The organism is Natronomonas moolapensis 8.8.11 (assembly GCF_000591055.1).
GTDB classification, from domain to species: Archaea; Halobacteriota; Halobacteria; order Halobacteriales; family Haloarculaceae; genus Natronomonas; species Natronomonas moolapensis.
The window spans coordinates 1,718,993-1,745,142 of the sequence record NC_020388.1 but is presented as its reverse complement, the minus strand read 5'-3'; the positions used below and the strand labels follow the sequence as shown (position 1 = coordinate 1,745,142).

The 26,150-nt window shown below is 67.3% G+C and carries 30 protein-coding genes and 2 tRNA genes; 15 read left to right on the top strand and 17 right to left on the bottom strand.

Annotated elements, in window-relative coordinates:
- Positions 1 to 31: 31 nt before the first annotated feature.
- The 3 genes from NMLP_RS08445 to NMLP_RS08435 form a co-directional block, all read right to left on the bottom strand.
- Positions 32 to 1,303 carry an RNA-guided endonuclease TnpB family protein gene (locus NMLP_RS08445; RefSeq protein WP_015409699.1) on the bottom strand — a complete coding sequence of 424 codons (1,272 nt, stop codon included), beginning with the start codon at positions 1,301 to 1,303 and terminating at the stop codon, positions 32 to 34.
- Between the two features lie 518 nt (positions 1,304 to 1,821).
- Positions 1,822 to 2,448, bottom strand: a complete 627-nt coding sequence (locus tag NMLP_RS08440; RefSeq protein ID WP_015409697.1) for a hypothetical protein — start codon at positions 2,446 to 2,448, stop codon at positions 1,822 to 1,824.
- A 114-nt stretch (positions 2,449 to 2,562) separates the two neighbouring features.
- Positions 2,563 to 3,432: a sulfurtransferase gene (locus NMLP_RS08435; RefSeq protein WP_015409696.1), complete on the bottom strand. Its 870-nt coding sequence runs from the start codon at positions 3,430 to 3,432 to the stop codon at positions 2,563 to 2,565.
- Positions 3,433 to 3,710: 278 nt separating this feature from the next.
- Here NMLP_RS08435 and NMLP_RS08430 point away from each other — a divergent pair, with 278 nt between their 5' ends.
- Together NMLP_RS08430 and NMLP_RS08425 are read left to right on the top strand one after the other, a co-directional pair.
- On the top strand, positions 3,711 to 4,508 hold the full coding sequence (locus tag NMLP_RS08430) for a sulfurtransferase (protein ID WP_015409695.1): 798 nt from the start codon (positions 3,711 to 3,713) through the stop codon (positions 4,506 to 4,508).
- Between the two features lie 109 nt (positions 4,509 to 4,617).
- Entirely contained in the window at positions 4,618 to 5,025 is a 408-nt protein-coding gene (locus NMLP_RS08425) for a glutaredoxin family protein (RefSeq protein ID WP_015409694.1), read from the top strand.
- On the opposite strand, the gene NMLP_RS08420 is transcribed toward NMLP_RS08425, so the two are convergent.
- The 11 genes from NMLP_RS08420 to NMLP_RS08370 form a co-directional block, all read right to left on the bottom strand.
- Positions 5,022 to 6,092 carry an ATP-NAD kinase family protein gene (locus tag NMLP_RS08420; RefSeq protein WP_015409693.1) on the bottom strand — a complete coding sequence of 357 codons (1,071 nt, stop codon included), beginning with the start codon at positions 6,090 to 6,092 and terminating at the stop codon, positions 5,022 to 5,024. The genes NMLP_RS08425 and NMLP_RS08420 overlap by 4 nt on opposite strands.
- Positions 6,093 to 6,361: 269 nt before the next feature.
- Complete coding sequence (locus NMLP_RS08415; protein ID WP_015409691.1) at positions 6,362 to 7,054, bottom strand: competence/damage-inducible protein A; 693 nt, start codon at positions 7,052 to 7,054, stop codon at positions 6,362 to 6,364.
- A gap of 81 nt (positions 7,055 to 7,135) precedes the next feature.
- A complete protein-coding gene (locus tag NMLP_RS08410; protein ID WP_015409690.1) occupies positions 7,136 to 7,960 on the bottom strand; it encodes a DUF5803 family protein in 825 nt (274 codons plus the stop codon).
- A 2-nt stretch (positions 7,961 to 7,962) separates the two neighbouring features.
- Positions 7,963 to 8,637 (bottom strand): DUF2110 family protein, encoded by a 675-nt coding sequence (locus NMLP_RS08405; RefSeq protein ID WP_015409689.1) that lies wholly within the window; start codon positions 8,635 to 8,637, stop codon positions 7,963 to 7,965.
- Positions 8,637 to 9,182, bottom strand: coding sequence for a transcription initiation factor TFE (locus NMLP_RS08400; RefSeq protein ID WP_015409688.1), 546 nt, complete (start codon positions 9,180 to 9,182; stop codon positions 8,637 to 8,639). The genes NMLP_RS08405 and NMLP_RS08400 overlap by 1 nt, the downstream gene beginning before the upstream one ends.
- 87 nt (positions 9,183 to 9,269) lie before the next feature.
- A complete protein-coding gene (locus NMLP_RS08395) occupies positions 9,270 to 10,922 on the bottom strand; it encodes an ABC1 kinase family protein (RefSeq protein ID WP_015409687.1) in 1,653 nt (550 codons plus the stop codon).
- Between the two features lie 111 nt (positions 10,923 to 11,033).
- Entirely contained in the window at positions 11,034 to 11,381 is a 348-nt protein-coding gene (locus tag NMLP_RS08390; RefSeq protein WP_015409686.1) for an Hsp20/alpha crystallin family protein, read from the bottom strand.
- A 133-nt stretch (positions 11,382 to 11,514) separates the two neighbouring features.
- On the bottom strand, positions 11,515 to 12,243 hold the full coding sequence (locus NMLP_RS08385; protein ID WP_015409685.1) for a hypothetical protein: 729 nt from the start codon (positions 12,241 to 12,243) through the stop codon (positions 11,515 to 11,517).
- 5 nt (positions 12,244 to 12,248) lie between these two features.
- Positions 12,249 to 14,126: a molybdopterin biosynthesis protein gene (locus tag NMLP_RS08380; RefSeq protein ID WP_015409684.1), complete on the bottom strand. Its 1,878-nt coding sequence runs from the start codon at positions 14,124 to 14,126 to the stop codon at positions 12,249 to 12,251.
- Entirely contained in the window at positions 14,119 to 15,327 is a 1,209-nt protein-coding gene (locus NMLP_RS08375) for a molybdopterin molybdotransferase MoeA (protein ID WP_015409683.1), read from the bottom strand. The genes NMLP_RS08380 and NMLP_RS08375 overlap by 8 nt, the downstream gene beginning before the upstream one ends.
- A gap of 32 nt (positions 15,328 to 15,359) precedes the next feature.
- Positions 15,360 to 15,929: a hypothetical protein gene (locus tag NMLP_RS08370; protein ID WP_015409682.1), complete on the bottom strand. Its 570-nt coding sequence runs from the start codon at positions 15,927 to 15,929 to the stop codon at positions 15,360 to 15,362.
- Between the two features lie 101 nt (positions 15,930 to 16,030).
- Here NMLP_RS08370 and NMLP_RS08365 point away from each other — a divergent pair, with 101 nt between their 5' ends.
- Positions 16,031 to 16,585, top strand: a complete 555-nt coding sequence (locus NMLP_RS08365) for an SRPBCC family protein (RefSeq protein WP_015409681.1) — start codon at positions 16,031 to 16,033, stop codon at positions 16,583 to 16,585.
- Between the two features lie 103 nt (positions 16,586 to 16,688).
- Positions 16,689 to 17,843, top strand: a complete 1,155-nt coding sequence (coaBC, locus tag NMLP_RS08360; RefSeq protein WP_015409680.1) for a bifunctional phosphopantothenoylcysteine decarboxylase/phosphopantothenate--cysteine ligase CoaBC — start codon at positions 16,689 to 16,691, stop codon at positions 17,841 to 17,843.
- 348 nt (positions 17,844 to 18,191) lie between these two features.
- On the opposite strand, the gene NMLP_RS08355 is transcribed toward coaBC, so the two are convergent.
- Both NMLP_RS08355 and NMLP_RS08350 read right to left on the bottom strand, forming a co-directional pair.
- The gene (locus tag NMLP_RS08355) at positions 18,192 to 18,638 is read right to left on the bottom strand and encodes a DUF5807 family protein (RefSeq protein ID WP_015409679.1); all 447 of its coding nucleotides are present in this window, start codon (positions 18,636 to 18,638) and stop codon (positions 18,192 to 18,194) included.
- A gap of 69 nt (positions 18,639 to 18,707) precedes the next feature.
- Complete coding sequence (locus NMLP_RS08350) at positions 18,708 to 19,097, bottom strand: 30S ribosomal protein S6e (protein WP_015409678.1); 390 nt, start codon at positions 19,095 to 19,097, stop codon at positions 18,708 to 18,710.
- A 178-nt stretch (positions 19,098 to 19,275) separates the two neighbouring features.
- Here NMLP_RS08350 and NMLP_RS08345 point away from each other — a divergent pair, with 178 nt between their 5' ends.
- Positions 19,276 to 20,403 carry an outer membrane protein assembly factor BamB family protein gene (locus NMLP_RS08345; RefSeq protein ID WP_160169589.1) on the top strand — a complete coding sequence of 376 codons (1,128 nt, stop codon included), beginning with the start codon at positions 19,276 to 19,278 and terminating at the stop codon, positions 20,401 to 20,403.
- Positions 20,404 to 20,440: 37 nt separating this feature from the next.
- Here NMLP_RS08345 and NMLP_RS08340 read toward each other — a convergent pair whose 3' ends face one another.
- Positions 20,441 to 20,977 (bottom strand): hypothetical protein, encoded by a 537-nt coding sequence (locus NMLP_RS08340; RefSeq protein ID WP_015409676.1) that lies wholly within the window; start codon positions 20,975 to 20,977, stop codon positions 20,441 to 20,443.
- A gap of 176 nt (positions 20,978 to 21,153) precedes the next feature.
- Between NMLP_RS08340 and NMLP_RS08335 the strand changes: the two genes are divergently transcribed.
- From NMLP_RS08335 to NMLP_RS08290, 10 genes are all read left to right on the top strand, one after another.
- Positions 21,154 to 22,236: an Mrp/NBP35 family ATP-binding protein gene (locus NMLP_RS08335; protein ID WP_015409675.1), complete on the top strand. Its 1,083-nt coding sequence runs from the start codon at positions 21,154 to 21,156 to the stop codon at positions 22,234 to 22,236.
- 212 nt (positions 22,237 to 22,448) lie between these two features.
- Positions 22,449 to 22,532 (top strand) — tRNA-Ser (locus tag NMLP_RS08330).
- Positions 22,533 to 22,547: 15 nt separating this feature from the next.
- A complete protein-coding gene (locus tag NMLP_RS08325) occupies positions 22,548 to 23,063 on the top strand; it encodes a 30S ribosomal protein S13 (protein ID WP_015409674.1) in 516 nt (171 codons plus the stop codon).
- The gene (locus tag NMLP_RS08320; protein ID WP_015409673.1) at positions 23,063 to 23,587 is read left to right on the top strand and encodes a 30S ribosomal protein S4; all 525 of its coding nucleotides are present in this window, start codon (positions 23,063 to 23,065) and stop codon (positions 23,585 to 23,587) included. The genes NMLP_RS08325 and NMLP_RS08320 overlap by 1 nt, the downstream gene beginning before the upstream one ends.
- A 2-nt stretch (positions 23,588 to 23,589) precedes the next feature.
- Positions 23,590 to 23,973 carry a 30S ribosomal protein S11 gene (locus tag NMLP_RS08315; RefSeq protein ID WP_015409672.1) on the top strand — a complete coding sequence of 128 codons (384 nt, stop codon included), beginning with the start codon at positions 23,590 to 23,592 and terminating at the stop codon, positions 23,971 to 23,973.
- A gap of 1 nt (position 23,974) precedes the next feature.
- Entirely contained in the window at positions 23,975 to 24,718 is a 744-nt protein-coding gene (locus tag NMLP_RS08310) for a DNA-directed RNA polymerase subunit D (protein ID WP_015409671.1), read from the top strand.
- Positions 24,719 to 24,848: 130 nt separating this feature from the next.
- A tRNA-Leu gene (locus tag NMLP_RS08305) sits at positions 24,849 to 24,933 on the top strand.
- A gap of 23 nt (positions 24,934 to 24,956) precedes the next feature.
- Positions 24,957 to 25,310 carry a 50S ribosomal protein L18e gene (locus NMLP_RS08300; RefSeq protein WP_015409670.1) on the top strand — a complete coding sequence of 118 codons (354 nt, stop codon included), beginning with the start codon at positions 24,957 to 24,959 and terminating at the stop codon, positions 25,308 to 25,310.
- Positions 25,307 to 25,756 (top strand): 50S ribosomal protein L13, encoded by a 450-nt coding sequence (locus tag NMLP_RS08295; protein WP_015409669.1) that lies wholly within the window; start codon positions 25,307 to 25,309, stop codon positions 25,754 to 25,756. Before NMLP_RS08300 ends, NMLP_RS08295 begins: the two co-directional genes overlap by 4 nt.
- On the top strand, positions 25,750 to 26,148 hold the full coding sequence (locus tag NMLP_RS08290) for a 30S ribosomal protein S9 (RefSeq protein ID WP_015409668.1): 399 nt from the start codon (positions 25,750 to 25,752) through the stop codon (positions 26,146 to 26,148). Before NMLP_RS08295 ends, NMLP_RS08290 begins: the two co-directional genes overlap by 7 nt.
- Positions 26,149 to 26,150: the final 2 nt, after the last annotated feature.

Below are 26,150 nucleotides of genomic sequence, written 5' to 3'. Positions count from 1 at the left end.
GGTGCGGCTTCCCACGCATGGGGAATACCAGCTAAGTTTCGCTGTTGCTGGTAGAGAGTTCCGACCCGTGGAACGCCGAGAGAGTCACTTGCGAGTGTTTCTCGCTCGTCTCTCGATGGGTCGCGGTGCTGTCACAGGCACTCCCATCCCGAAGCGAGTCATTGCCTGCCGGTTTCAGCGGCACGCTCTCTCCCCACGGGTCAGCCCGTTGTGCAACGTTGATTGAGCCGTTTATATCGCCCTGAAACTCCGTAACGTGGCACCCGTCGTTGGTACACCGGAACGTGGCTTGTGCGGCTCTGTTTCCGATGTGGCCGCAAGCGTGGCACGTCTGGCTGGTGTACTCCGGTCGGACGTACTCGACAGGGATACCAGTCTCTCGTGCCTTGTCCTCAACGCGGTTCTGTAACCGAGCGAACGCCCACGCATGGAGCCGCCGGTTCATGTACGAACCGTAGTCCAATTCTTCGCGGATGTACGTCAGATTCTCCATCACGAGTACCGGATTCTCGAATTGTCGGGCGTACTCGACAGCCTGCCAAGACGCTTTCTCGACAATATCGGTGAGCGCGTTCTGGTAGTGGTCGAATCGCTCGTCTATCCGCCACTCGGCGGCATCACGCTCTTGGAGTCGCTTCAGGGTCGTGTGCATCTCTTTGCGAAGATGCTTCGTACGGCTCCCGTCACACACGAACGGGCCAGTTGGTGAACCGTCCTTGAGGGCACAGCCCGTTATCAGGGCGGTTTCACCAATGTCCAGACCGATGTGCGTCACGTCGTCGCCGTCCGTCGCGTAGTCGGGTTCTTCGACCGGAAATTCGACGGTGACGTGTAACATCCACGATGTGCGATTCTGTTGCAGTCGGAGTTGTCCCGCCGAAGCGTCCCCGTCTACGAGGTCGTGCCACAGACCCTCTTGTTCGGGATTGATACGAAGCGGTATCCAGAAATTCGTCCCTCGTCCGGGTTGCGGTGCCCACCACGTAAACTCGTAGTCTCGCGCCGGAGAGTGGTCAAACTCGGCGGCTTGGTTGGTGAGCCGAACCGGGTGGTCGTCGTCCAACTCTTGTGCGTCGTAGGTGTCGTGGAGTTGTGGGACGTAGTTGCACAGTGCCGCTTTCGCCTGATACGGAAGGTCGTAGGGCGTCACCACGTCACTGGTAGCGCTCATCGTGTCACACCCGGCGTCGAACGCCTCGTGAAGCCCCTCACGGTAGGTTTCGAGTAGGTCACACAGTTTCCGCTCCTTGTGTGCTGTCGGCGGGGCGAGGGTCGCTTCGAGCGTCTTAGTCGTCGTTTCCATCCGTCTCTAACCCTTGTTCGATTAGCTCGCGGTAGGCACGCGGATGACGGATACCATTCTCACGGGCGTACTCTTTGACCCGCTCGTGAAGGTCGCCACCGCGCTCCATATCTATCTCCGTTCGCACAATATTTTGTACGTTTTTGCCCTACTAAATACGTACGTTGGGTATTCAGTCAGGCAACGGTCACGGAGATTGTGGCACGGAGCTTACGCGATTCACTCCCGCCCTGTCGTCCGAGAGACAAAGTCTCTCGTGATCACGAAACTCTTCGATTTTCGAACGACTCAGTCCTCGGTTCCGACAGAGCGTCGGAACGCTCGTCCTTCGCGGGAAGGGCGGGATTCTCTCGCTGTTGGAAGATAGCGAACAGACGGGGAAGCGTCCGATCGACCCGTCCCCGTGCTCCCGCCTCGGGGGCCGACCGCGACTCGTCAGCGCACGGGCGGTCTGGTCGCCCGATCGTATATAATTCATCCGACGAGGCCAGCGGCACGGCAGTCGACAGAACGCCCGCTCAACAGACCGGCTTCGGGTTGACGCCCATCGATTCGAGCGCGTCCGTGTACTCGTCGTAGGCCGCCTGGATCGCCCCGTCGGCGGCCTCGCGGGCGCGATCCCACCGCTCCGCGTCGTCGCCACACTCGGCGTCGAGCAACGCCGCCGCCCGCGACAGCTGCGCGTTGAGATCGTCGCCCATCGCCCGGAACAGCCCGGCAGTCTGTGGGTCCGCATCGCCGACAAAAAAGCCCGTCATCTGCGTCTTCGATTTTTCCGCGGCGATCGTCCGGCCGACGAACCCACCGAGGCGCGCCGCCGTGTCGTCGAGCTCTCGGAGGTACACCTGGATCGCCGGCACTGCCCCCGGTTCGTGGTCGTCGAGTTCGCCCGCGACCGTCCCGTAGTGGGCCCGTTCCTCGCGTTCGGTCTCCGCGAACGCCTCGGCGACCGCGCCGCTCTCGGCGTCGGCCCACTCCCCGTAGGTCTCGGCCGCGTGGTGTTCGGCCGTCGCGGCGGCGGTAAGGACGTCACCGGCGTTCATTTCGCCACCGGTGTCGGCGAACAGCGACTTCGACGACCCGAGTCGCGAGAGTTCGGTCTCGTTCCCGGCGCGGACAGCCTCGATGAACTCCTCTGAATCCATACGCGTCCGTACGTCACGTTCGGGCTTGTAAGCAGCGGTCGGCGGCTGCAATATCGAGGGCGATCACCCCGTTCTGGACTGTCGCACCGCAAAAAATACTGCTTCGGTCCTCGCTCAGTCGTCCGCCTCGCCCGTCTCTATCGGCGCACCGACCAAGTTGCCCCACTCCGTCCAGGAGCCATCGTAGTTGATCGTGTCGTCGTAGCCGAGCAGCTCGTGCAGCGCGAACCACGCCACCGACGAGCGCTCGCCGATCCGGCAGTACGCGACAGTCGTCGAGTCGCCGTCGATACCTTTCTCGGCGTACAGCGCCTCGATCTCGTCGGCGGATTTGAACGTCCCGTCGTCGTTCGTCACGGCCGCCCACGAGATGTTCTGCGCGCCGGGGATGTGGCCGCCGCGCTGGGCTGTCTCGTTGAGTCCCGGCGGGGCGAGCACCTCGCCGCTGAACTCCTCGGGGGAACGGACGTCGACGAGCGGCAGGCCGCGGTCGATCGCGTTCTCGACGTCCTCGCGGTAGGCCCGGATGGACTCGCGGGGACCGGAGGCCTCGTACTCCACCGCGGAGAAGGAGGGACCCTCGTCGGTCGTCGGGTAGTCGTTCTCGAGCCAGTACTCGCGGCCGCCGTCGAGCAGTCTCACGTCGTCGTGGCCGTAATACTTGAACTGCCAGTACGTGTAGGCCGCAAACCAGTTGGCGTTGTCCCCGTACAGCACCACCGTCGACTCCTCCGTGATGCCGTGTTCGCCGAGCAGAGACTCGAAGTCCGCCTTGTCGAGGATGTCGCGGGTCGTCTGATCCTGGAGATCGGTTTCCCAGTTAAAACCGACGGCCCCGGGGGCGTGGGATTCGTCGTATGCCTCGGTGTCGACGTCGACCTCGACGAGTCGGTGTGTCGGATCGTCGCTTCCGAACTCGTCGAGTCGGTCCTCGACCCAGTCAGCCGATACTAGCACGTCGTTCGCGTATTCGGAGTCACTCATTACATCTACCTATGCGCTCTCGGTATATAAACCACCATCCGTGACGGCACGCCCCGCCGCTCCTCACCGGTCACGGCAACCGATTCGACTGACCGGGAGACGATAGATGCGGCTGAAATTGCCGAAAACGACTGCCATGACACCCGAGCCCCCGGCGCAGGCGAGTCCCGGGCCCACAGCTCCGTCGTAGATGTCGGACACGTTTGCTGCTTCCAGCGGCTGATTCGCGACGGCGGCGGACGAAAAGCGGTTAAACTGGCGGGCACGAACACGCTATCGTGAACGACCGAATCATCGGCTCCGAGTGGGTCTCGGACCGCCTCGACGCGCCGGGGGTCGCCGTCGTGGACGTCAGGGACGCCTGGGAATACGAGGGAATCGGCCACGTCCCGGGCGCTGTCAACGTCCCCTTCGACAGCTTCCGCGCGGACGAACACGGCGCGGCCGAGGCCGGAATGCTCCCCGGGACGGACGCCTTCGCCGAGTTGCTCGGCGAGGCCGGTATCGCCACCGACGACGACATCGTCGCCTACGACGACACACACGGCGTCTTCGCCGCCCGGCTGCTCGTCACGGCGGAGCTATACGGCCACGACCCCGCGAAGCTACACCTCCTCGACGGTGATTACTCCGTCTGGAACCGGACCGAGCCGACCACGACCGACGACCCCGGTCCCGACGCCGTGTCGTACGCGGCGGCGTTCGATTCCGACGGCCCCCTCGTCGGTCGCGCGGCGATCGAAGCCGCCCTCGACGATCCCGACGCAGTCATCGTGGACACCCGGGAAGCCCACGAGTACGAGGCGGGCCACATCCCCGGGGCGATTCGGCTAGACTGGCGCGAGCTCGTCAACACCGACGCGCGCACGGTCCGACCGGAGGCGGAGCTCCGGTCGCTGCTCGAGGAGCGCGGCATCCGCCCGGAAAAACGGGTCGTGCTCTACTGTAACACCGCCCGACGGATCAGCCACACATACACCGTCCTCCGGGCGCTCGGGTACGCCGACGTGAGGTTCTATGAGGGCAGCCTCACGGAGTGGGAGCGCGAGGGCGGGGCGATCGAAACCGTCGAGTGAGGTGGTGGTTCGAGACTCCCGGGCTCCGGCGACGCAGTGACACGGCGGCCGACACCCGACGACCCGTCGCGACACAACTGTTTTTACTATCGCGCTCGGATTGGACGTAATGACATTTGATCCCAGTGGTGGCGTCGAACCGGACGAGGTACGCGAACGCGTCGACGAGCTTCTCGAGGACAACGAACTCGTTCTCTTTATGAAGGGAAACAAGCTGATGCCGCAGTGCGGCTACTCACAGAAGGCCCTCGACGTCCTCACGAAGTACCACGACGCTGACGACATCGTCGCCGAGGACGTCCTGCCAGCGCTCGACGCGTACCGGGCCGCCCTCGAGGAGCAAAGCGGCTGGGAGACGATCCCACAGACGTTCGTCGACGGGGAGTTCATCGGCGGCAGCGACATCTTAGAGGAACTCCACCAACGCGGCGAACTGGCCGACGAACTCGGCGTCGACGTGGACGTCGAGTTCGATTCCGACTCCGACGCCGATGACGGCCTCGAAGCGCCCTTTTAGACGACTTTCAACAGCTGCCGTTCGAACTTCCCGACCCGGACCCGCTGCCAGCCGCGCAGTGACTCGTCCAGCCCGGGGTCGCCGGTGTCGACGCGCAATACGCCGATATCGGAGAGCTTCTGCTTCGAGGCGACAATCTCGAGTTCCGAGCGGCGGATCACCGGCGGCGAGATCTGGTCGTTCCCGCGGCCGAAAATGAACCCCTGACCGCCGATCGGCGAGACGACGACGACGTTGCGCTCCCCCAGCGATGCCAGTATCTCCGTCTCCCCGGCGTCGCTGGCGAGCACCGCGCCGTCGTGCCAGACGTCGACGCCGAGCGGCGAGCCGTCGATCCCGAGGTCGGTCTTGATCGCGTCGACGGTCGACCCGGGGCCGAGGACGTACGTCGCGTCGTCGTCCCCGATTTCGGCCGCGACCGCGGCGGCGAGCGACTCGACCGTCCCGCCGCCGATCTGTTTTGCGGACTGTACCTCGTCGCCGATCGGGACGGCGGCGAGCGCTTTCAGCTCCGTGTTGACGTCGCCGCCGCGGTAGGCGTCCTCGTCGATGTCGTTGACCTCCCGCGTCTCCGTTCGATCGAACGACGCCGCGATCCGACCGGCGGCCCGCGGCGTGACGGCGAACACCGACGAGTAGACCTTCACTCCGCTCGGGACGCCGAGTATCGGCGTCTCGTCGGCGAGTTCCTCGAGCGTCTCGGCGACGTCGACGGCGGTCCCGTCTCCGCCGACGAATAGGACGAGATCGACCTCCTCCTCGACGAACTGCCCTACGGCCGCCCGCGTGTCGGCGGCGGCCGTCTCCCCGCCATCCGGGGCGTCGACGACGACGGGCGAGAACCCGACAGCGCGGGCCTCGCGTTCGCCCATCGCTCCGCCGTACGTGTAGAGTTCGACGTCTTCTGGCTGGCTTCGGAGGTGTTCGAGCGCCTCGCGGGCGCGGCCGGGCGACCGCGGTTCGGCCCCCCGGTGGCGGGCCTCTTCGAGTTTATTATCGGTGCCTTTCAGGCCGACCCGACCGCCCATTCCAGCGATCGGGTTCACCACCAGCCCAACGCGTCGCATATTGGGTGTCGGCGGCGGCGAGTGAAAAGGGACCCGGTGTCGGTGGCCGACTGGACGCTCGGCGGCGGTTCCGAGCCCCGGGGGGACACGCTGTCTCGGGACGCGTGCGAATAGAATCCATTAAGAACACGGGGGGACGACGGTCGCGTATGAATATCGTCCTGCAGGCGTTCGAGGACAGTCCGTCCATCGTCGACGCGTCCGGTTGGGTCGTGTTGCTCGCGAGCCTCCTCATCACCGTCGGCTGGCTCTGGTACCTGTATCGGTAGTCACGTCGACGCCTCGATCCCGTTCTCGCGGAGCCACGTGATCGCCTCTTCGACTGCATCCCGGTCGGTGCTCTCGACTTTGACGCGGACGTTCTCGCCGGGGTAGCTACCGACTTTGACGCCGAAGCGCGTCTCCAGTTCCCGCAACCGGTCCACCAGCGCGCTCTCGGGTTCGTCGAGCGTGACCGTCTCGACGTGTCGGCGCTCCCCTTCGAACTCCGAGGCGACCGACTCGAACATCGCCTGCATCTCCTCGGGGACGCCGGGCAGCACGTAGATGTTCTTGACGACGCAACCGGGCGCGACGCCGACGGTGTTGTGCAGCGGGCGGGCGTCGACCGGGAGGTCAGCCGTTCCGTTCGTGAGGTCCGAGCGTTGATAGTCGCGTTCCTCGTCGAGCCACTCGAGGACGGCCTCCGAGGTCCCGACGTCCCGGCCGACCGCGGCGGCGACGGCTTCCATCGTCCGGTCGTCGTGGGTCGGCCCGAGCCCGCCGGTCGTGACGACCGCGTCGTACTCCGCGGCGTACTCGTTGATCACACGGGCGATGTCCGCGATTCGATCCGGTACGACCGTCACTCGCTCGACGGACGCCCCGCGCTCGGCGAGGCGTTCGCCGAGCCACGCGGCGTTCGTGTTGACCGTATCGCCAGCCAGCAGTTCGTCCCCGACGGATACCAAAGCGACGTCCATAGGTCCGGTTCGAGCCGGAACCGAATAAACGGTGAGGACGGGCCGTCCGGACGCCCCGAGCGATCGTACCGGCGGGACGCGCTACCGCATCCCCGGGGGCGGCCCCTCGCGGTCGTCGTCACCGGTGTCGACGTCGAGCCCCGCCTCGTCGCGGCGCTTCTCCGCCATTCGAATACTCCGGTAGTAGTAGACGATCCCGGCAGCACCTAGGATAGCCCCGACGACGGCGAGACCGCCGAACAGCCACAGGTCCCGGTCGAGATACCATCGAACGCTGAGCACGGACGTCTCGACGTTGTCCCACCGGAGACGGACCCGATCGCCGACGACCGCCCGGTCGTCGTTCGACGGTCGCGTCCGCGAAAGGAGCGGCACCGATGCGTCCCGGTCGGGTGGGAGCGCGACCTCGTAACTCCCGTGCACGGGCGTGTACACAGCGATCTCCTTGCCCGATTTCGGCGTCGTGAACGCGATCTGTCCCTCTTCGGCTGGCAACTCGACGACGGTTCGCTGTCGCGTCGTCTCGACGGCCAGGGCGTCCGTCGGCTCTTGGGTCCCGTCCGAACGGAGCAACACCGCCTCGCCGTCGACGTACCTGACGACCGTCCCGTTGGCGTAGCGGAACTGCAGCGCCTCGAGTTCGAGGGGGTTTTCGATCGTCAGCGCGTTCGTCCGGTATAACTCGATCGTGCCGTTGTCGCCGGTCACCTTCGCCGAGACGTTATAAACTGCGGTGTAGTTCCCCCGGTTGACCCTGATAAACGCGTCGCGGTCGGTGTCGTAGTCGTACTCGGCGTCTGCCGAGAGCGCCTCGGGGTCGCCGGCGTCGTCCCCGAGGATCGTCGTACAGCCGGCTGTCCCGAGCAAAACGAGCAGCGCAAGCGCGGCGAGCAGGCGGCGGTTCATGACTAAGGGACGATAGCGAGCAGTTCCGCTTCGAGGTGCGGACCGACGTCGGCCAACAGCCCGGGGGCGTCCGTACCCTCCCGGCAGATGACGCTCGATTCGAGTAGTCCGACGCGCTCGACGGTGACGATGTCGTCGGCGTGACCCGATCGGTTGACCGTCGCCCGGAGTTGGGCCCGCGTCGTGCTGTTGGCGTTGACCCGGCCGGTGCCGCGGGTCCACTCGTAGAGGCGGTCTCGTTCGGCGTCGGCGAGGCTGTGTGGCTCCCCCTCGCCGCCCTCGACGAACCGAAGCGGGACGTGCTGGACGAGCCCGAACCGCGTCCGGATCTGGGCGGGGCTTCCGGGACCGAGACCGAGCTCGTCGGCGGGGATCCGAACCGACTCCCCGGCGTCGAGGACGAACCCCCGGTCGTCCCACGACTCGAGCGTCCCGACGTAGGTCTCGCCGGCCTCCCGGTGGGGCGTGATCGCTCCCCACTCGGCTTCGAGCAGGTTCCGCGCGACGGGCGCGTCCTCCCCAGTTACGGTCACAGAGGGGAAATCGTCGTCCCGCAGGCCGACGGTGAACTCGACGCCGAGGTCACCGAGTTCGTTCTCCACGAGCGACTCCAGGGAGTCCATCGCTCGACGACGGCCCTCGCCGAGCACGTACACTTTGGTTGCGAGGACGACCATCAGGCGTCCACGGCCCCGTCGATGTCCGCGCTGTTCACGTTCAGTTCGTCGCTGAGTTCCTCGACGCGTCTCTCCATCGCGTCGATGAGTCGGTCGTTGTCCATCGTCTCGAGTTGGCCGCCGCACTGGGGGCACTCGAAGCCGAACTCCATCGCCTCGCCGAACTCGAACCGGAGCTGGCACTGCCCACAGAGGTAGAACTCGTTGTCGGCCTCGTACTGTCGTCGCTGTTCGAGCGCATCGAGCAGCCGGCGCATCTCGGCTTCGAGCTGCTCGGGGATCGACTCGTATTCGAAGGTCCAGAGGTAGGTGAGCCACCCCGAGTCCTCGTCGCGCAGGCGGCGATACGAGGCGAGGTCGTTCTCGTACAGAATAAAGAGCGCCCGGCGCACGTCATTGAGCTCCAAGCCGAGTTCCTCCGCGAGTTCCTCGTCGGTGACTTCGCCGTCCGGCGGCGCGGCGGCGACGGGCATCCCCGTCGGCCCGACGAGTTCGTGGAGGTACTTCTGAATCACCGGGTCGTTCAGTAGTTCCTCAAAAGCCATTACACGTACATCGGCCAGCGAGTCGGTTAAAAGCTCCGGAACCGGGGTGCATCGAGTGCGGTCGCGTCGGTCACACCGATGAGAAGGTCACTTGTCGCGCTGTCTGAGCCGCTGTCTGGTGAACTGCGGCTGGGATCTGAACCCACTGCTCCGCCGGAACGAGCGCCAAAGCGAGATGGCGAGTGGAACCGAGACGACGACCGCGACCGCGGCGGCCAGCGGCGTCGAGAAGGCGTACAGCACCGACGAGGAGATGAGCGTCGCGGTCAGAAGCGCCGCGAGTGCGATCCGTTTGGCCAACCGTTCGAACGTCTCCTCTTCGCGGCTGAACTCGACGGTAAGCGTCACGTCCCCGCGGTCGAGGTCGTCGAGCGTGGACTCGAGTTTCGGCGGGACGCGGACGAGCGACTCGCCGAAGTCGCGGGCCTCTCCGGCCCGCTCCGCGACGAAGTCGCGGGCGCTCTCCTCTATGAACCCCTGTTCGCGGAGGTAGCCGGTCGCCACGGAGATGAAATCGAAGTCCGGATCGAGCGTGACACAGACCCCCTCGACGACCGTCGCGACACGCAACACCAACGCGAGGTTCGGCGGGAGCCGAAGCGGGAACTCGTAGATCGTGTCCTCGACCTGCTGGATGATCTGTTGGACGCGGTACTGTTCTATGTCCTCGCCGCGGGCGTCGGCGATGGCGAGTTCCATCACGTTCGACATCACCTCCCGGTCGGCCTCGGGGCTGAGCGTCCCCATCTCGACGAGCGCGTCGAGGATCGCGTCCGTGTCCTGGGCCGCGACGGCCATGTAGAACTCGATGATTTTGTCCTGGATGAACGGGTCGACGCGCCCCGACATCCCGAAGTCGTAGAAGACGAGCCGTCCGTCGTCCTTGACTGCGAGGTTCCCCGGGTGGGGGTCGGCGTGGAAGACGCCGTCCTGAACGATCATCTGGAGGTATGTCTCCTGGAGCGTCACGGCGAGGTCGGTCCGGTCGAGCCCCAGCTCGTCGAGGTTCTCGACGTCGGAGATCTTCGTCCCCTCGACGTACTCCATCGTCAACACCCGATCGCTCGACAACGCCGGGCGGGCCTCGGGGACCCGGATCCGGTCGTTTTCGGCGAAGTTCTCGCCGATTTCGGTCAGCATCTCTCGCTCGCGGCCGTAGTCCATCTCCTCGCGGATCGTCTTCTCGAACTCGTCGGCGATGGTCTCGAGCGAGAACGACCGCGCCTGTCCGACGAACCGCATCAGGATCGGCAGCGACCACCCGACGACACGCAGGTCCGCCTCGACGAGCGGTTCGATGTTCGGTCGTCGAACTTTCACTGCGACCCGCTCGCCGTCGACCTCGGCGATGTACACCTGTCCGAGGCTCGCACCGCTTATCGGGTCGGTGTCGAACTCGTCGAACGTCTCCTCGATGGGGCCAATATCCGACTCGATGACCGCCTTTGCGTCCGGCCACGGGGCCGGTGGCACGTCGTCTTGCAGTTGTTCGAACTCCTCTATGTACTCCGGTGGCAGCACGTCCGGGCGCGTCGACAGTAGCTGGCCGAGTTTGATGAACGTCGGCCCGAGCGTCAAAAGCGAGTTCAAAAGCGATTGGGCGCGCGCTCGACTCGTCTCGGGGGCGACCTGCCGGCCCCCACCGAAAAGAACGAACCGCTTTCGGTCCCGCGCGTAGGCGAGCAACAGCGGGAGAAACTGGTAGGCGACGACGAAGAACCGCCGGTAGGCCCGGAGCATTACCCGGCCACCTCACGGCGTCCGCCGGGGACGCGGGGCTGGCCGTTAGCGGGGACTCGGCGCCGGTCTCCGCCGAGGTGACACCGTCTCATCGGTATCCGTTCGCTCCCGTCACGAGATGGGAATCCGCTGGCCGCCGTCGGCGTCGGACTTGGGGAGCGTGAGCGTCAACACGCCCCGCTCGATCGATCCCTCGGCGTCGGCGCCGGTGGCGTCCGGCGGCAGCGGCAACTCGGCGTCGAGAAACAGCGCCCGCTCCTCGGAGAGGTACCGGAACTGCCGCGGGACGGACTTTTCGCGCCGAGCCTCGATCGTCAACCGCCCCCCCTCGATCGTCACGTCGACCGTGTCCACGGTCGCCCCCGGCAGGTCGACGACGAGGAGATACGCGTTGTCGTCCTCCAGCAGATCGGCGAACACCGTTTCCGGAAGGTCACCGAGCGCCTCGCGCAATTGCATACGCCTACTTACGAGCGCGCCCGCGTTAAAAGCCCCGGTGGCGGCCAGCCGACGGCGTCCAGGTGGCGGCCGCCCGACGGCGCTTCGGCGGGGGTCGGCCAACGGCGTCCCGACACTGGACCGCCGGCGGACCTCAGAGCTCGGTCTGCTCGATATCGAGGGCCAGCCCCGAGACGTGGTCGTTGTACGCCGAGACGAACCCGCCGAATCGGGGGGCGTACTCCCGAACGTCGGTCGCGGCCGGAGGGCCGTACTGCGAGAGGAGGTACACGCCGCCCGAGCCCCCGACGCGCAGATACGACACGGCGTCGCGCTCGCGTTTGAGTTCCCAGCGCGTCCCGTCGACGCGCGCGGTAAACGTGCCGTAGTCGCTGCCCTCGTGACGGTGGAGTTCGCCGGCCATCCGCCCGCAACACGACTCGATCCGGTCGACGATGCGGTCCCGTTCGGCGACGATCGATTCGGCCGACTCGATCGCAGGAAAGCCCGAATCAACGCCGTCGAGGACGCCCTCGAGGGAGTCGACGTAGTCGTTGTAGGCGGCCACGAACGCCCCGTAGTCCTCGAGAGCACGAGCGAGCGACTCCGGATCGGCTGGCGACTGCGTCGAGACGACGTACGTCTCCCCGCCGCCGCGCGGTTCGTACAGGAGGAACTCCAACTCGCCGGCCTCGTACTTGACCGTCCACTCGCCGCGATCGGTCGAAAATGCCCGCCGACCGTAGCTGCCGCCCTCGATCCTCGCGACGCCGCAGGCGATGCGTCCGGCGTGCTCGCGGACGGCGGCGAGCACCGCCTCGCGGCGGTCGGTCAGCGCCGAGACGTCCGCGGTGTCGAGGTCCAACTCCGAGAGGTGTGTCACGCGGGTCAGCCCCGGTAGCCGGCGAGTTCCTCGAAGACGGTGCCCCCGTCGTCGATTGCGGCCCGGAGCCGACGGACGCCGGGTTTTTCGACCCGTTCGGGGTCTGCGACCACGGTCACGCGCTCGGTGCCGCAGGGGACGAACCCCATGCCGAGCGTCTCGGCCGTGGCCCGAAGCCCGAGACCGGCGTCCGCCTCGCCCGCGAGGACCTTCCTCGCTGGCGACTCGTGGGCTCGGACCGCGAGTTCGAAGCCGTCGATGGCGTCGGTCAGGTCGCGTCGTTCGTCGCCGCGCTCGTCGGCGAGGCCTTCGATAGCCTCGTCGAACGTCGATCGGAGCCCCGAGTCGGTCGTCCGGTTTATAAATCGGAGGTCATCGTCGACCAGGTCCGGTAGCCCCTCGACGCCCGCCGGGTTCCCGGCCGGGACGACGAGGCCCCACTCGCGGGTCCACCCGCCGAACTCGACGCCGCCCGGCGCCGCGTCGCCGGTGGTGACAGCGACGTCGGTGACGCCGTCGCGGAGCCTGCGCCGGCCCTGTCGGCTCCCGACCGCCAGATACCGGGGGCGGTCGACGCGGTCGAGCAGCCGCGACAGCGCCGGGTCGTCCTCGCCCGCGCCGAACAGCGTCGGCGGGCGCACGTCGCCAGAGAACAGCGCGACTTCGACCGACTCGCCCGAGTCGAGGTACTCGACGTCCGGTGGCACCGAGACGATGCCGTCGGCCTCGACGAGACTCGTCGTCGCGCCGCTGCCCTTGTCGACCGGGTAGACGAGCGTCTCGCCGTCGCCATCGGTGACCAATCCCGCGGGCATGTATCGGTGTCGCCCCTCGCTGTAGCGCTCTCGGACCGCCATTCGCCCCTCGATCGTCGCCGTCTCGGGCTCTGGACGGCCCGCGGCGCGGCGGATCGCCGGGGCGACGAACGCCCGGAAGATCGTCAGCGCGGAGACCGGATACCCCGGTAAGCCGATGTAGGCGCTGCCCGCCAACTCGCCGACGAGCATCGGTTTGCCGGGTTTGACCGCGACGCCGTGCAACAGGAGTTCCCCGGTCTCCTCGACGACGCGGTAGATGACGTCGACCGCCGAGGCCGAGGTCGACCCCGACGAGAGGACGAGATCGCACTCCTCGGCGGCGGTCCGGAGCGCCGACTCCATCGCGTCGTAGTCGTCGCCGGCGTGGGGGTACAGCTTCGCCTCGCCGCCGGCCTCCTCGACCGCCGTCGCGGTCGTGTAGCTGTTGACGTCGTAGATCTGGCCGGTGTCGCTATCGAGGGGGTCGCCCGGGCGGACGAGTTCGTCGCCCGTCGAGACGATCCCGACCGTCGGCACGCCACGGACCGGAACCTCGTCGACGCCGATGGCCGACAGCAGGCCGACCTCCCGCGCCGTCACGACGGTGCCGGGACCCAGCGCGCGCTCGCCCGCCGCGATGTCCGCCCCGGCGAACATGACGCGATCGCCGGGGGCGAGCGACGTCCGGACGAGGACCTCGTCGGCGTCGCCGGGGTCGGTCCGCTCGACCATCACGACCGCGTCCGCGCCCGGCGGGAGGACGGCCCCCGTCGATATCTCCGCACACTCGCCCGCCCCGACCTCGACGTCGGGTTCCGATCCCGCGTGGACCTCGCCGACGAGGCGAAACGCGACGGGGTCGGCCTCGTCCGCACCGAACGTGTCGGCGGCCCGGAGGGCGTAGCCGTCGACGCTCGCGCGGTCGAAGCCCGGGACGTCGAGGTCCGCGTCGACCCGTCCGGCGAGGACGCGGCCTCGGGCCTCACGGAGCGGGACCGTCTCGGATTCGGGCGCGAGATCGAGCGAGGCGATCGTCTCGCGGGCCACCTCGGGATCGGCGAGATCCCGGAACTGCTTTCTATCCATTGTACTCCCAGTTCTCGACGGCGACAGTCTCGCCCGCAGCGAGTCCCTCGCGACTCTCCTCGACGACGACCCAGCCGTCGGCCAGGGCGACACTCGAGAGGACACCGGAGCCGCTGGCGCGCGTCGGCGTCGCTTCCAGCCCCGATTCGCCGTCCTCGAGCGTCACCCGGACGAACGTCCGGATCCCGGGTTCGCTCCGTATCTTGCGGGTCAGCGTCGCCTCCCGCGACGGCAGCGGTTCCGGCGTGACGCCGCCGAGGTGATCGATCAGCGGCCGGAGGAACTGGACGGCGTTGACGATGCACGCGACGGGGTAGCCGGGGAGCATGACGACGGTCGTTCCCTCGACGCGTCCCAAGGCGACCGGGTGGCCGGGCTTCAACGCGACGCCGTGGACGAACACCTCGCCGAGGTCCCGGACGACCTCGGGGACGAGATCGCGCTCGCCGACCGAGGAGCCGCCGGTGGTGACGACGACGTCGCGGACAAGGTCGCGCTGGACGGCCGCCCGGAGCGCCTCGCGGTCATCGGTGACGATGTCCCGGCGCGTGACGTCCGCCCCCCAGCGTTCGGCGAGCCGTGAGATGCTAAATCGGTTGGTCTCGATGATCTCGCCGGGATCGGGGTCGGACTGGACTAACTCCTCGCCCGTCGGGACGACGGCTACCTCGGGGTGGTCGAACACCTCGACGGTGTCGACGCCGGTCCCCTTCAGGAGTCCGAGATCCGACGGTCGAAGCGTGTGTCCCGGCTCGTAGAGCCGCTGGCCGGTCTCGACGTCCTCGCCGACAGGGCCGACGTTTTCGCCCTCCGCGACGGCGTCGAACAGCTCCAGTTCGTCGCCGACGCGTTCGGTCTCCTCTATCATCACGACCGCGTCAGCGCCCTCGGGGAGTTCGCTGCCGGTGTGGACGCGGACGGCCCGGTTCGGTCCGGCGGAGTCGTCGGGCTCGACGACCGCCGGCGAGCGATCCGACGCCTCGAAGGTGTCCTCGGCCCGGACGGCCCACCCGTCCATCGCCGCCCGCGGGTAGTGGGGCACGTTCATCACCGCGTCGATCGGCTCCGCGACGGTCCGCCCGTCGGCGACCGACAGCGGAACTCGTTCCGTGCGCTCGACTGGCGGGACGTCGAGGAGCGCCTCCCGCGCCGCCGAGACCCGGGTCCGCTCTTTGAACCCCGCGTCGCTGAGATCAGCCATACACGTGTTGGGATCCGCGTCGACAAAAAGGGTCAGTTCCACGCGAGTTCGGGTGGCCCCAACTCGATTCCGAACGTCGGGGCGACGAGCGGGTCGGGCGGGTCGTCGCTCGGTCGCCGATGACCGGCGTCGAGAACCGCCGCCAACCGTTCGCGGGTCCGATCGTCGATCTGTGCCCACTGGAGTTCTTCGCCCCTGACGCCGCCTTTCAGCAACGTCACGTGTGCCGGGTGGGGCCCCCGGCCGACGCGGCCGCCGTGTCGGGCGAGCAGGTCGGCGATCGGCGAGGCGAGCCGTCCGAGATCGAGCGGGACGTCCAACGCGACGACCATCGGGTTCCTCGCGGAGGGATGGACGTGGTACCCCGAGAGCGTCCCCCGCCAGGTGCCGACCGATTCGGCGAACGCGCCGAAGTCGGCCTCGACGGCCTCGGCTTCGACCGTCGGAACCCGGACACCGAAGACGCTGACGTGTGGGCTCCTCGCCCGTCGGTACGGCTCCGGGGCACCGAGCCACCCGTAGAGGTGGTCACGAACCGTCTCGACGGTCGTGGGATCGAGCACTGGACGGGCGATCCACCCGGTCACGACGCGGCCGTCCATGTCGAATCCTCGTGCCGGATCGGGAATTCGGTGTCGGTTCAGGTGGGGAGATCCGTCCTGGTGGGCCGAAAGCTTAGGACCGCCCCGCCCGAAAAGACGGTGTGGACCGAGTCGAAGTCAGCACGGTCGTCTATTTGCCGGCCGAGGACGTCTACGAGTTTCTCCTCGCGTTCCGGCGGTACGCGGACTACTCCGAGTACCTCGAATCGGTCCGGCAGTTCGGCGACGGAGGAGCTGGAACCGAGTACGCGCTGCGGTTCGAGTGGTGGAAGCTCCACTACACCGCTCGATCGGCGGTGACCGAGGTCGACCCACCCCGACGGATCGAGTGGCGGATCCTCACGGACCTCGACGCCTCGGGCCGGTGGCTGATCGATCCGATCGAGGACGCCGACGGGTCAACACAGCGGGCTGGCGAGCCGATCCGGGGCGAGGACGGGTCGGCCCCCAAAACCGAGGTGACGTTCGTCGCGGAGTACGCTCCCGGGTCGGCCAGCGACGGGATCGTCGACCTCCCGCGGTTCGTCTCGCTGGGCTGGGTCATCGAAAAAATCAAACCGAAAATCCGCGAGGAGGCAGAGCGGATCGTCCGCCGCGTCGTCGCCGACCTGGAGGGCGAGACGCGCGACGTGGCGTTGCGGATCGAAACGTCCTGACGGTCCCCCGATATGTATACACCGCTCCGGCCCGGTTGCCGGCACCGCGGGCCGCCGCCCGCAGCCACGACCCTTTTTAATACGCGCGCCGAACGCCCGGTCGATGCTCGCGGGCACGAACGTCGCCTTGGGCGTGTCGGGGTCCATCGCGGCAGTCAAGACGATCGAGCTGGCCCACGAACTCCGGCGACACGGCGCCGAGGTCCGGGCCGTGATGACCGACGCGGCGCGGGGAATCGTCCACCCGTGGTCCGTGGAGTTCGCGACGGAGAATCCGGTCGTCACCGAGATCACTGGATCGGTCGAACACGTCGAGTTGTGCGGCTACGACGGGTGGGCCGACGTGTTGGTGCTCGCGCCCGCGACCGCGAACACGATCGGCAAGGTCGCGGGCGCGATCGACGACACTCCCGTCACGACGGCGGCGACGACGGCGCTCGGGGCGGGCCTCCCGACCGTCGTCGCGCCGGCGATGCACGAGCCGATGTACGACCATCCCGGGGTTCTCGAGTCGATCGAACGCCTCGAGTCGTGGGGCGTCGAGTTCGTCGACCCGCGCCTCGAGGAGGGAAAAGCAAAGGTCGCGAGCGAAGAGGCGATCGTCCTCGATGTCGCGCGGGCGGCGGGCGAGACTCCGCTGGCCGGCGAACACGTCGTCGTCACGAGCGGGGCGACGAGCGAGTCGATCGATCCCGTCCGGGTGGTCACGAACCGTGCCTCCGGACGGACCGGGCGGGCGGTAGCGAAGGCCTGCTACGCCCGCGGCGCGGACGTGACGCTCGTGCATGACGGTCCCGACGTGTCGTACGCCGACACCCTCGCCGCCGAGAGCGCGGCGGAGATGCTCGACGCCGTCCGGTCGGTGGCCGACGGGGCGGACGCGCTCGTCTCGGCGGCCGCGATCAGTGACTACACGATCGAGACCGCCCCCGAGAAGCTCCGCTCGGGGGAGACGTTGACTCTCGAGTTCGAGCCGACACCGAAGCTTATCGACTCGATCCGCGCCGAACACCCCGAGTTGCCGATCGTCGGGTTCAAACTCGAGACGACGGGCGAGGACGAAGCGATGATCGATGCGGCCCGGGAGTCGCTCGAACGCGCCGGTCTCGCCTTCGTCGTCGCCAACGACGCGAGCGTTATGGGGTCGGAGACGACGCGGGTGCTTTTCGTCTCCGAGGACGACGTGACCGTCCACGAGGGCGAGAAAGCCGCGATCGGCGGGCGGATTGCCGACGCGCTCGGGGACGCGCTGGCGTAAGTTTGCGCGGTTGGTGATGTGGGTGGCGCAGTTCGAACGAGCGCCCGCGAGCCGACGACAGCCGACTCATACTGACAGACAAACGAATATACACACGACGCACGAGGATCACGCCGTTCGACGGAGCGACCGGCGGATCACTCGTGAGTCGGTGTTATTTGATTTCGTCCACCAGTATCACCCTCGAAGACGGTTAGACCACTCGGCGCCGGGCGGCTTCTGACGACGGGATCAAACGTCGGTGACGTCGACAGAACGAGCGAGGACTCGACGAAAGACCAGCACGGATCGGTTCGGATGGCCGACAGTATTTATCTAGTGCTCGTCGCCAGGCGCAACGCTCCGGCGTCACTCGCCGTCGAGAACCGATTTCTCGGAGTACGTCGTTCCGCAGGCGCAGGCCGCGTATCCGTGTCGGACGTCGCCCTCGGCGTAGATCCCGCCGACGGCCTCGTTTCGCTCCTCGACGAACGCGAAGACGAACGTGGCGTAGTGTTCGCCCGACTCTTCGGAGTCCGGGCAGGTACCGCCGGTGCAGTCGCTCTCGATGTCGCCATCGGTGTCCATCGCCGTCCCGGCGAAGTCCATCGCGTCGAGGCCGGTCGCGCGCTCGAACGCCGCCTGTCCCTCCTCGCCCGGCAGCACCAACACGACCCCGTCGTCGACGCGAACCCCGATGTCGGCCAGCCGCTCGATCGATCCGACGCCCGCCTCGTGGAGGTAAATCAGGACGTCGTCGGGACGCTCCCCCGAGAGGAACGCCTCGTGTCGGTCCGGCGCGTCGGCGTCGCTCACAGCGTCCACCCGACCGACTGGCCGGAAACGGCTGCGCTCGCCGAAGGCTGCTCGAACATGAAGCGGGCGTTACTCGTCCTCGTCGTCGCCGAGCAGTTCCTCGACCGACTCGTCGCCTCGGCTCGCGACCTTCGCGTTGATTTGGCGCGTCTCTTCGGAGACTTCCGCCCCGCGGACGGTGATGCGCTTTCGCTCGCCGTCGACAGTCGGCTCGAAGCCGACGCCGCCGGTCGAGAGGAGCGTCGTCGTTTCGGCCCCCGAGACCTCGCCGTGCATCGGCCGGCCGGACTGGTCGGAGCCGCCGGTGATCTCGACCTCGTAGCCGGAGAGGCCGACGGCATCGCCGTCGACCGTCTCGCCGATCGAGCGCCCGATGAATCGGTTCGCGTCCTGTCCGTCCACCTCGAACGAGTAGGTGGTCCCGTCGTCGTCGCCGACGATGACCTGAAAGTCTGCCATACCCGGTGGAACTGGTCGCGGCGGCAAAAGGGTATTGAAACCGCCCCGCCCCCATCGCCGCGCCGACAAGCGTTTGTTTTCCCGCCGGTAGATGGAGATACGTGAACCGAACTGCCCCCCGAGACCGGAGGTCGACGGCGTGAATCCTCCGGCTCGACCGACCCGCCGGGGAGCACTCTTGACGCTGGCAACCGGCGGCGCGGGCGCCCTCGCGGGCTGTCTCGGTGACGGCTCCGAGGAACCCACCCGCGAGGCGCCGCTCGATCCCGCCGTCGGCGGGGCCCCGACGTTTCAGTACGACCGACGGAACACCGGCGACGCCGACGCCGCCGGTTCGGTCGACGCCGAGCCCGCGGAACGATTCCGCGTCCGGACGGACGGTCCCGTCTATGCCTCGCCGGCGGTCGTCGAGGGGGTGGTCTACGTCGGCGGCGGCCGGCGGGTCGACGCTGTCGACGCAACCGACGGGGTGCGGCTGTGGTCGGCCGAGGTGCGCGGTGCCGTCCGCTCGGCGCCCGCGGTGGTCGACGGGACCGTCTACGTCGGCACGAGGGGCGACCGCCTGTACGCCCTCGACGCCGACGACGGTGGCGAACGGTGGCACTTCGACGCGAACGGCCCGGTCGACGCTGCCCCCGTCGTCTCCGAGGGCGTCGTGTACGCCGCTACCCGCGCGACCGAGGGCCGCGTGTACGCGATCGACGCCGACACCGGAGCCGAGCGCTGGCGATTCGGGACGGCGTACCGAGTCATCTCGTCGCCGGCGATCCTCGACGAGGTCGTCTACGTCGGCGGGTGGGACTCGGCGGTGTACGCGATCGACGCCGGCGACGGCACCGAGCGCTGGCGGGTCGGGACGGAACAGCCGGTACTGTCCTCGCCGGCGGCAGCCGACGGCACCATTTATATAGGGGGAAATGACGAGACGGTGTACGCCCTCGACGCCATCGACGGGGGTGAACGGTGGGCGTCCGAAACCAACGGCATCGCGACGACCCCGGGAGTCGTCGACGGGGTCGTCTACGTCGGCACCGAGACCGACGCGGGGCGCGTGTACGCACTCGACGCCGACGACGGCAGCGAGCGCTGGCGGGTCGACGCCGGAACGGCGATCACGACGCCGCCGTCGGTCGCCGACAGCGTTTGCGTCGGCCGGCGCGACGGGAGCGTCGTGGCCTACCGTCGGGACGACGGCACGGAGCGGTGGCGGATCGGAACGGACGGGGAGGTGCGGGCGACACCGACACTGGCCGGCGACGCGGTGTACGTCGGCAGCACCGACGGCAGCCTGTACGCCTTCGATTAGTCCGGGCGGTCGGGCCGGTGATCGCTTCCGCGGGGAGCTACTTGCTGTGTTCGATCGCGTCTGTCGCCGCCCGGAGCCGCTCGACGTCGTCGTCGATGGGTCCCCGAATCGCCCGCCGAAGCGTCCGCTCGGGCCGCCAGTCGACGACCTGTGTCTCGAACGTTTCGAGGTCGACGCCGAAGCGGCTCCGGACGACTGTGTCGGCCCGCTCGCGGGCCGTCCCACCCGCGCCCTCTGGGGCGGCGTCGGCGAGCGCGTCGAGTCGGTCTGCCCACGCGTCGTCGTCCAGACCGGCGAAGGCCCGTACCTCCTCGGGACGCTCTAGCCCCTCGGGGGCCGCCTCTGCGAGGAAGTAGCCCCACAGATCGCCCTCGACGTGGTGGCGAACGAGTCGCCGTAACTGCTCGACGCGCGCGTCGACCGGGGGGCGGTCGTCGGGCGGCTCGACGCCGAGGGCCTCGTAGTGGGCTTGGATCGCCCCGTGGAGGTCGCGTTCCGCGCCAGCGACGGCGAGCGCGACCGCGGCGACAGTCTCGTTGTCGGCCGGATCGAGGAGTGAATCGAAGAGCGCCACGTCGGTTGTTCGGCGTCGGCGTGTATATACTGTCGCCCGCCGGGGTCGGCACGACCGCGGTCGCCAGCCGACGGTACGCGAGCAGAGCATGCGGTCCGTGACTGTGTGGACCACACGACGTCGTGGGCGAACTCGGGGTCACAACTCTTATCGCCGCGTGCGGACCTACCACACCTATGGAAAAACACGAGATTCTCGACCGCCTCTCGGGGATTGAGGACCCCACCCTCGAGGACGACATCGTCTCGTTGGGGTTGGTCAACGACGTCCGGATCGGTTCGGACACGATCTCGATCGACCTGGCGCTCGGTGCTCCGTACTCGCCGAGTGAAACCTCGCTCGCGGGGGACGTCAGGGATGCGCTCGCCGACGTCGACCGCGATGTCGACCTCTCGGCGACCATCGACACGGGCCTCGAGACGGGCGAGCAGATCCTGCCCGACGTCGAGAACATCGTCGCAGTCGCCTCGGGAAAGGGTGGCGTCGGGAAGTCGACGGTCGCGGTGAACCTCGCCGCGGGGCTCTCCGAGATGGGTGCCCGTGTCGGGCTGTTCGACGCCGACATCTACGGGCCGAACGTGCCGCGAATGGTCGAGTCGGACGCCCAACCGAAGGCGACCCGCGAGGAGACGATCGTCCCGCCGGAAAAGTACGGAATGAAACTCATGAGCATGGACTTCCTCGTCGGCGAGGACGACCCCGTGATCTGGCGGGGGCCGATGGTCCACAAGGTGTTAACCCAACTGTGGGAGGACGTCGAGTGGGGCGCGCTCGACTACATGGTCGTGGACCTGCCGCCCGGCACCGGGGACACACAGCTGACGCTTCTGCAGTCGGTTCCCGTCTCCGGGGCGGTGATCGTGACGACGCCCCAGCAGGTCGCCCTCGACGACGCGCGAAAGGGACTCCGGATGTTCGGCGAGCACGACACGCCGGTGTTGGGGATCGTCGAGAATATGTCCGGGTTCGTCTGTCCGGACTGCGGCGGCGAGCACGACATCTTCGGCAGCGGCGGCGGCGAGACGTTCGCTGCCGACGTCGATATGCCGTTTCTGGGCAGCCTGCCGCTTGACCCTGCGGTCCGGGAGGGCGGCGACAGTGGTCGCCCGATCGTTCTCGACGGGGGCGACACCGCCAACGCATTTCAGCAGTTTGCCCGGAAGGCGGCGGACATGCAGGGGATCGTCCGGCGGCGTGAGGTCGTCGACCGAAACGAGACACAGAGCCGGAGCCGCGCTGACGGCGGCCGGAACCGGTAGTTCCGGGCGTCGTCTCGGGCGTGGCTCCCACACTGGATTCGGGTACGGTCTCCACACTGGATTCGGGTACGGTCTCCACACTGGATTCGGGTACGGCTCCCACGCCGACCGGCGTTCCGTGCGGTTTAAGTACCGGGGTCGGGTATCGACGGTTGCAATAGATGCAGGGGTGTCGACCCCGAGTCCGAGAGGGCGACGATACGCACACGCGAGTCGTGGTAGCCAAGCATGGCCCAAGGCGCAGGGTTGCTAACTCTGTGGCGCAAGCCTCCGGGGTTCAAATCCCCGCCACGACGCTAACCCAACCACACATGAGCACGGAAGAACCAGACGCGGACGAAGACGGCGAAGACATCCAGTACTTCGTCCGAATCGGCCAGACCGACCTCGACGGGACGAAGAGCGTCGAGCGGGCGTTGACCGACATGAACGGCGTCGGTCGCCGCGCCGCTCGCATCATCGCCGACAAAGCTGACGTCGATCGCCGTGACGTGATCGGCGCACTGGACGAGAGCAAAATCGACGGAATCGTCGATCTCGTCCAGGGGTACGCCGACGAGGTCCCCGAGTGGCTCACCAACCACCAGCGGGACTTCTTTAGCGGCGAGACCACCCACGAGGTCGGCAACGACCTCGATATGAGCCGCCGGCAGGACATCAACCGAATGAAGATGGTCGACACCTACCGCGGCGTCCGACACAAACGCGGCCAGAAGGTCCGCGGCCAGCGGACGAAGTCCACCGGCCGAACGGAGGGAACGATCGGCGTCAACGTCGAGGCGATCAAAGAAGAACAGGCCGAGGAAGCGGCCGCTGAGGACGAATAATGGCACTCGGAAACAACACCAAGTTCTACGAAACGCCGAATCACCCCTTCCAGGGCGAGCGGATCGCCGCGGAAGGCGATCTCGTCTCCCGATACGGCCTGGCGAACAAAGAAGAGCTGTGGCGGGCCCAATCGGAGCTCCGCGACTACCGCCGCGAGGCTCGACGCCTCATCGGCGAGGCTCAAGGCGACACCGAGTCGGCCGCCGAGGCCGGCAGCGAGTTCCTTGCCAGGTTGAAACGGATCGGCGTCCTCGACGAGGGCGACAGCCTCGACGACGTCCTCTCGCTCGACGAGACGGACATTCTCGAGCGCCGCCTCCAGACGGTCGCCTACCGGAAGGGCCTCGGCAACACGCCGAAGCAGGCCCGGCAGTTCATCGCTCACGGCCACGTCACCGTCGACGGCGCCCGCATTAGCGCCCCGTCGACGAAGGTCGACGTCGGCGAGGAGGACCTACTCGAGTTCGACGAGACGAGCCCGCTCGCGGACGATCTCCACCCCGAACGGGCGGAGGGACAATAACGATGGCAGACGATACTACCTGGGGCATCGCACACGTGTATGCCTCGTTCAACAACACGATCATCACCGTAACGGACCTGACCGGCGCCGAGACGATCGTCAAGTCGTCCGGCGGTACGGTCGTGAAGCAGAACCGCGACGAGGCGTCGCCCTACGCCGCCATGCAGATGGCGGAGGTCGTCGCCGAGGACGTCCAGGAGGCCGGCATCGACGGCGTCCACGTCCGCGTTCGCGGTCCCGGCGGCAACCTACAGAAGAACCCCGGTCCCGGTGCGCAGGCGACGATCCGTGCGCTGGCCCGGGCCGGACTCGAGATCGGTCGCATCGAGGACGTGACGCCGACTCCACACGACGGGACTCGCGCCCCGAAGAACGCCGGATTCTAACATGTCCGGCCAGTACGACGTAACGTTCATCGAGCGGGACGAACGGAGCGCGCGTTTTCTCGTCCGGGGGATCTCGCCCGCGTTCGCCAACGGCATCCGCCGGGCGATGGTCGCCGACGTTCCGACCCTGTCGGTCGATACGGTTCGCGTCATCGAGAACTCCTCGGTGATGTTCGACGAGCAGATCGCGCTCCGGCTCGGGTTGATCCCGTTGACGACTCCGGACGACTACGAGCCGGAGGAAACGGTCACGCTGGCGATCGACGTCGAGGGGCCGGCGACGGCGTACTCTGGCGATCTGGTCTCCAGCGATGGACAGGTCCAGCCGGCCGAGGAGAACGTCCCGATCATCGATCTAAAGGAGGGCCAGCGGCTCGAACTCGAAGCCGACGCGGAGCTGGGCTACGGGAAGGATCACGCCAAACACCAAGGCGGGGTCGCCGTCGGCTACCGACACCTCCAGCGGGTCGCCCTCGGCGACGACCGCGACGAGTTCGCCGAAGACGATCCGGAGATCATCCGCGGCGTCATCGAGGACGACGGGGAACTCGTCGAGACGGCGTCGTTCGACAACGACCTCAGCGACCGATACCCCGACCGCGAAGTCTCGGTCGAGGACGTCCCGAACGCGTTCGTCTTCGACGTCGAGACGGACGGCTCGATGACCGTCGACGAACTCGTCCTGAAAGCGGTCGAATCGCTTCGGACGAGGGCTGACGAACTCGAAGCCGCAGTCCAACTCTAAACACATCCGATGTCCTCAGATACCCCCACGAACACGGCCGATCCGGGTCCGAGCGGCGGTACAACCGCGCGTTCGGCGCCCGGGTCGACCGAAAGGGGTTTTATCGGGGACAAAGAACGCACTACTGCGAGCAGGGATAGCCAAGTCAGGCCAACGGCGCAGCGTTCAGGGCGCTGTCCTGTAGAGGTCCGCAGGTTCAAATCCTGCTCCCTGCATCCACTTCTCAGGAGCAACAACGATGAGTAGCAAAACGAACCCGAGGCTGTCCAGTCTCATCGCCGACCTGAAGTCGACCGCCCGCAGCGGCGGTGGCGAGGTCTGGAGCGATGTGGCCGAGCGCCTCGAAAAGCCCCGGCGCACGCACGCTGAAGTCAACCTGGGCCGCATCGAGCGGTACGCACAGGAGGACGAGACAGTGATCGTGCCCGGCAAGGTGCTCGGGTCCGGTGCCCTCCGAAAGGGGGTCACAGTCGCAGCCGTCGACTTCTCGTCGACGGCCCAGACGAAGATCGACGACGTCGGCGAAGCGATCGAACTCGAAGAAGCGCTCGAAAACAACCCCGACGGTGCGGACGTGCGGGTGATCCGATGAGTTACGCGGAGTTCCACGCGGACGTCGTCATCGACGCCCGCAACTGCATTCTCGGCCGTGTCGCATCGCAGGTGGCCGAACTCGCCCTCGAGGGCGAACGCGTCGCGGTGATCAACGCCGAGGCGGCGGTCATCACCGGCGGCGAGGAAGACGTCATGTCCGTCTACCGGACGCGACGCGAAGTCGGCTCCGATCGGGGGCCGCAGTACCCCCAGCGGCCGGATCGGCTGTTCAAACGGGCCGTCCGCGGTATGCTGCCGTACAAAACGACGCGGGGACGCGAGGCGTTCGAGAACGTCCGGATCTACCTCGGCGACGCCTACGAGGGCGACGACGAGGTCGAACCGGAGGTGCTCGACGGCACGTCCCTGGATCGACTCTCGAACATCAAATTCGTCTCGCTCGGAGAGATCAGCGAGAACTTGGGTGCTAACGTCACATGGTAACGAACACATCAGGCAAAAAGAAGACGGCTGTCGCCCGCGCGACGGTGTCCGGCGGGAACGGCCGGGTTCGGATCAACTCCAAACCGGTCGAGCTCGTCGAACCGGAGCAGGCGCGGCTGAAGATGCTCGAACCGTTCCGCATCGCCGACGAGGACCTGCGCGGGAACGTCGATATCGACGTTACCGTCTCGGGTGGCGGCTTCGCCGGGCAAGCGGACGCGATCCGAACCGCGGTCGCCCGCGGTCTCGTCGAGTACACGAACGACGCCGAACTCCGGGACGCGTTCATGTCCTTCGACCGATCGTTGCTCGTCAACGACGTTCGGCAGTCCGAACCGAAAAAGTGGGGCGGTCCCGGCGCGCGGGCCCGCTACCAGAAATCCTACCGCTGAGG

Bases quoted from the DNA above. Each gene is read 5' to 3' on its own strand.
- NMLP_RS08300 (WP_015409670.1), top strand. From the start codon at position 24,957: ATGAGTAGCAAAACGAACCCGAGGCTGTCCAGTCTCATCGCCGACCTG.
- NMLP_RS08420 (WP_015409693.1), bottom strand. From the start codon at position 6,092: ATGCGACGCGTTGGGCTGGTGGTGAACCCGATCGCTGGAATGGGCGGT.
- NMLP_RS08445 (WP_015409699.1), bottom strand. From the start codon at position 1,303: ATGGAAACGACGACTAAGACGCTCGAAGCGACCCTCGCCCCGCCGACA.
- NMLP_RS08350 (WP_015409678.1), bottom strand. From the start codon at position 19,097: ATGGCAGACTTTCAGGTCATCGTCGGCGACGACGACGGGACCACCTAC.
- NMLP_RS08405 (WP_015409689.1), bottom strand. From the start codon at position 8,637: ATGGTCGTCCTCGCAACCAAAGTGTACGTGCTCGGCGAGGGCCGTCGT.
- NMLP_RS08335 (WP_015409675.1), top strand. From the start codon at position 21,154: ATGGAAAAACACGAGATTCTCGACCGCCTCTCGGGGATTGAGGACCCC.
- NMLP_RS08290 (WP_015409668.1), top strand. From the start codon at position 25,750: ATGGTAACGAACACATCAGGCAAAAAGAAGACGGCTGTCGCCCGCGCG.
- NMLP_RS08440 (WP_015409697.1), bottom strand. From the start codon at position 2,448: ATGGATTCAGAGGAGTTCATCGAGGCTGTCCGCGCCGGGAACGAGACC.
- NMLP_RS08295 (WP_015409669.1), top strand. From the start codon at position 25,307: ATGAGTTACGCGGAGTTCCACGCGGACGTCGTCATCGACGCCCGCAAC.
- NMLP_RS08390 (WP_015409686.1), bottom strand. From the start codon at position 11,381: ATGCAATTGCGCGAGGCGCTCGGTGACCTTCCGGAAACGGTGTTCGCC.
- NMLP_RS08370 (WP_015409682.1), bottom strand. From the start codon at position 15,929: ATGGACGGCCGCGTCGTGACCGGGTGGATCGCCCGTCCAGTGCTCGAT.
- NMLP_RS08310 (WP_015409671.1), top strand. From the start codon at position 23,975: ATGTCCGGCCAGTACGACGTAACGTTCATCGAGCGGGACGAACGGAGC.
- NMLP_RS08315 (WP_015409672.1), top strand. From the start codon at position 23,590: ATGGCAGACGATACTACCTGGGGCATCGCACACGTGTATGCCTCGTTC.
- NMLP_RS08410 (WP_015409690.1), bottom strand. From the start codon at position 7,960: ATGAACCGCCGCCTGCTCGCCGCGCTTGCGCTGCTCGTTTTGCTCGGG.
- NMLP_RS08325 (WP_015409674.1), top strand. From the start codon at position 22,548: ATGAGCACGGAAGAACCAGACGCGGACGAAGACGGCGAAGACATCCAG.
- NMLP_RS08320 (WP_015409673.1), top strand. From the start codon at position 23,063: ATGGCACTCGGAAACAACACCAAGTTCTACGAAACGCCGAATCACCCC.
- NMLP_RS08380 (WP_015409684.1), bottom strand. From the start codon at position 14,126: ATGGATAGAAAGCAGTTCCGGGATCTCGCCGATCCCGAGGTGGCCCGC.
- NMLP_RS08425 (WP_015409694.1), top strand. From the start codon at position 4,618: ATGACATTTGATCCCAGTGGTGGCGTCGAACCGGACGAGGTACGCGAA.
- NMLP_RS08415 (WP_015409691.1), bottom strand. From the start codon at position 7,054: ATGGACGTCGCTTTGGTATCCGTCGGGGACGAACTGCTGGCTGGCGAT.
- NMLP_RS08400 (WP_015409688.1), bottom strand. From the start codon at position 9,182: ATGGCTTTTGAGGAACTACTGAACGACCCGGTGATTCAGAAGTACCTC.
- coaBC (WP_015409680.1), top strand. From the start codon at position 16,689: ATGCTCGCGGGCACGAACGTCGCCTTGGGCGTGTCGGGGTCCATCGCG.
- NMLP_RS08395 (WP_015409687.1), bottom strand. From the start codon at position 10,922: ATGCTCCGGGCCTACCGGCGGTTCTTCGTCGTCGCCTACCAGTTTCTC.
- NMLP_RS08375 (WP_015409683.1), bottom strand. From the start codon at position 15,327: ATGGCTGATCTCAGCGACGCGGGGTTCAAAGAGCGGACCCGGGTCTCG.
- NMLP_RS08435 (WP_015409696.1), bottom strand. From the start codon at position 3,432: ATGAGTGACTCCGAATACGCGAACGACGTGCTAGTATCGGCTGACTGG.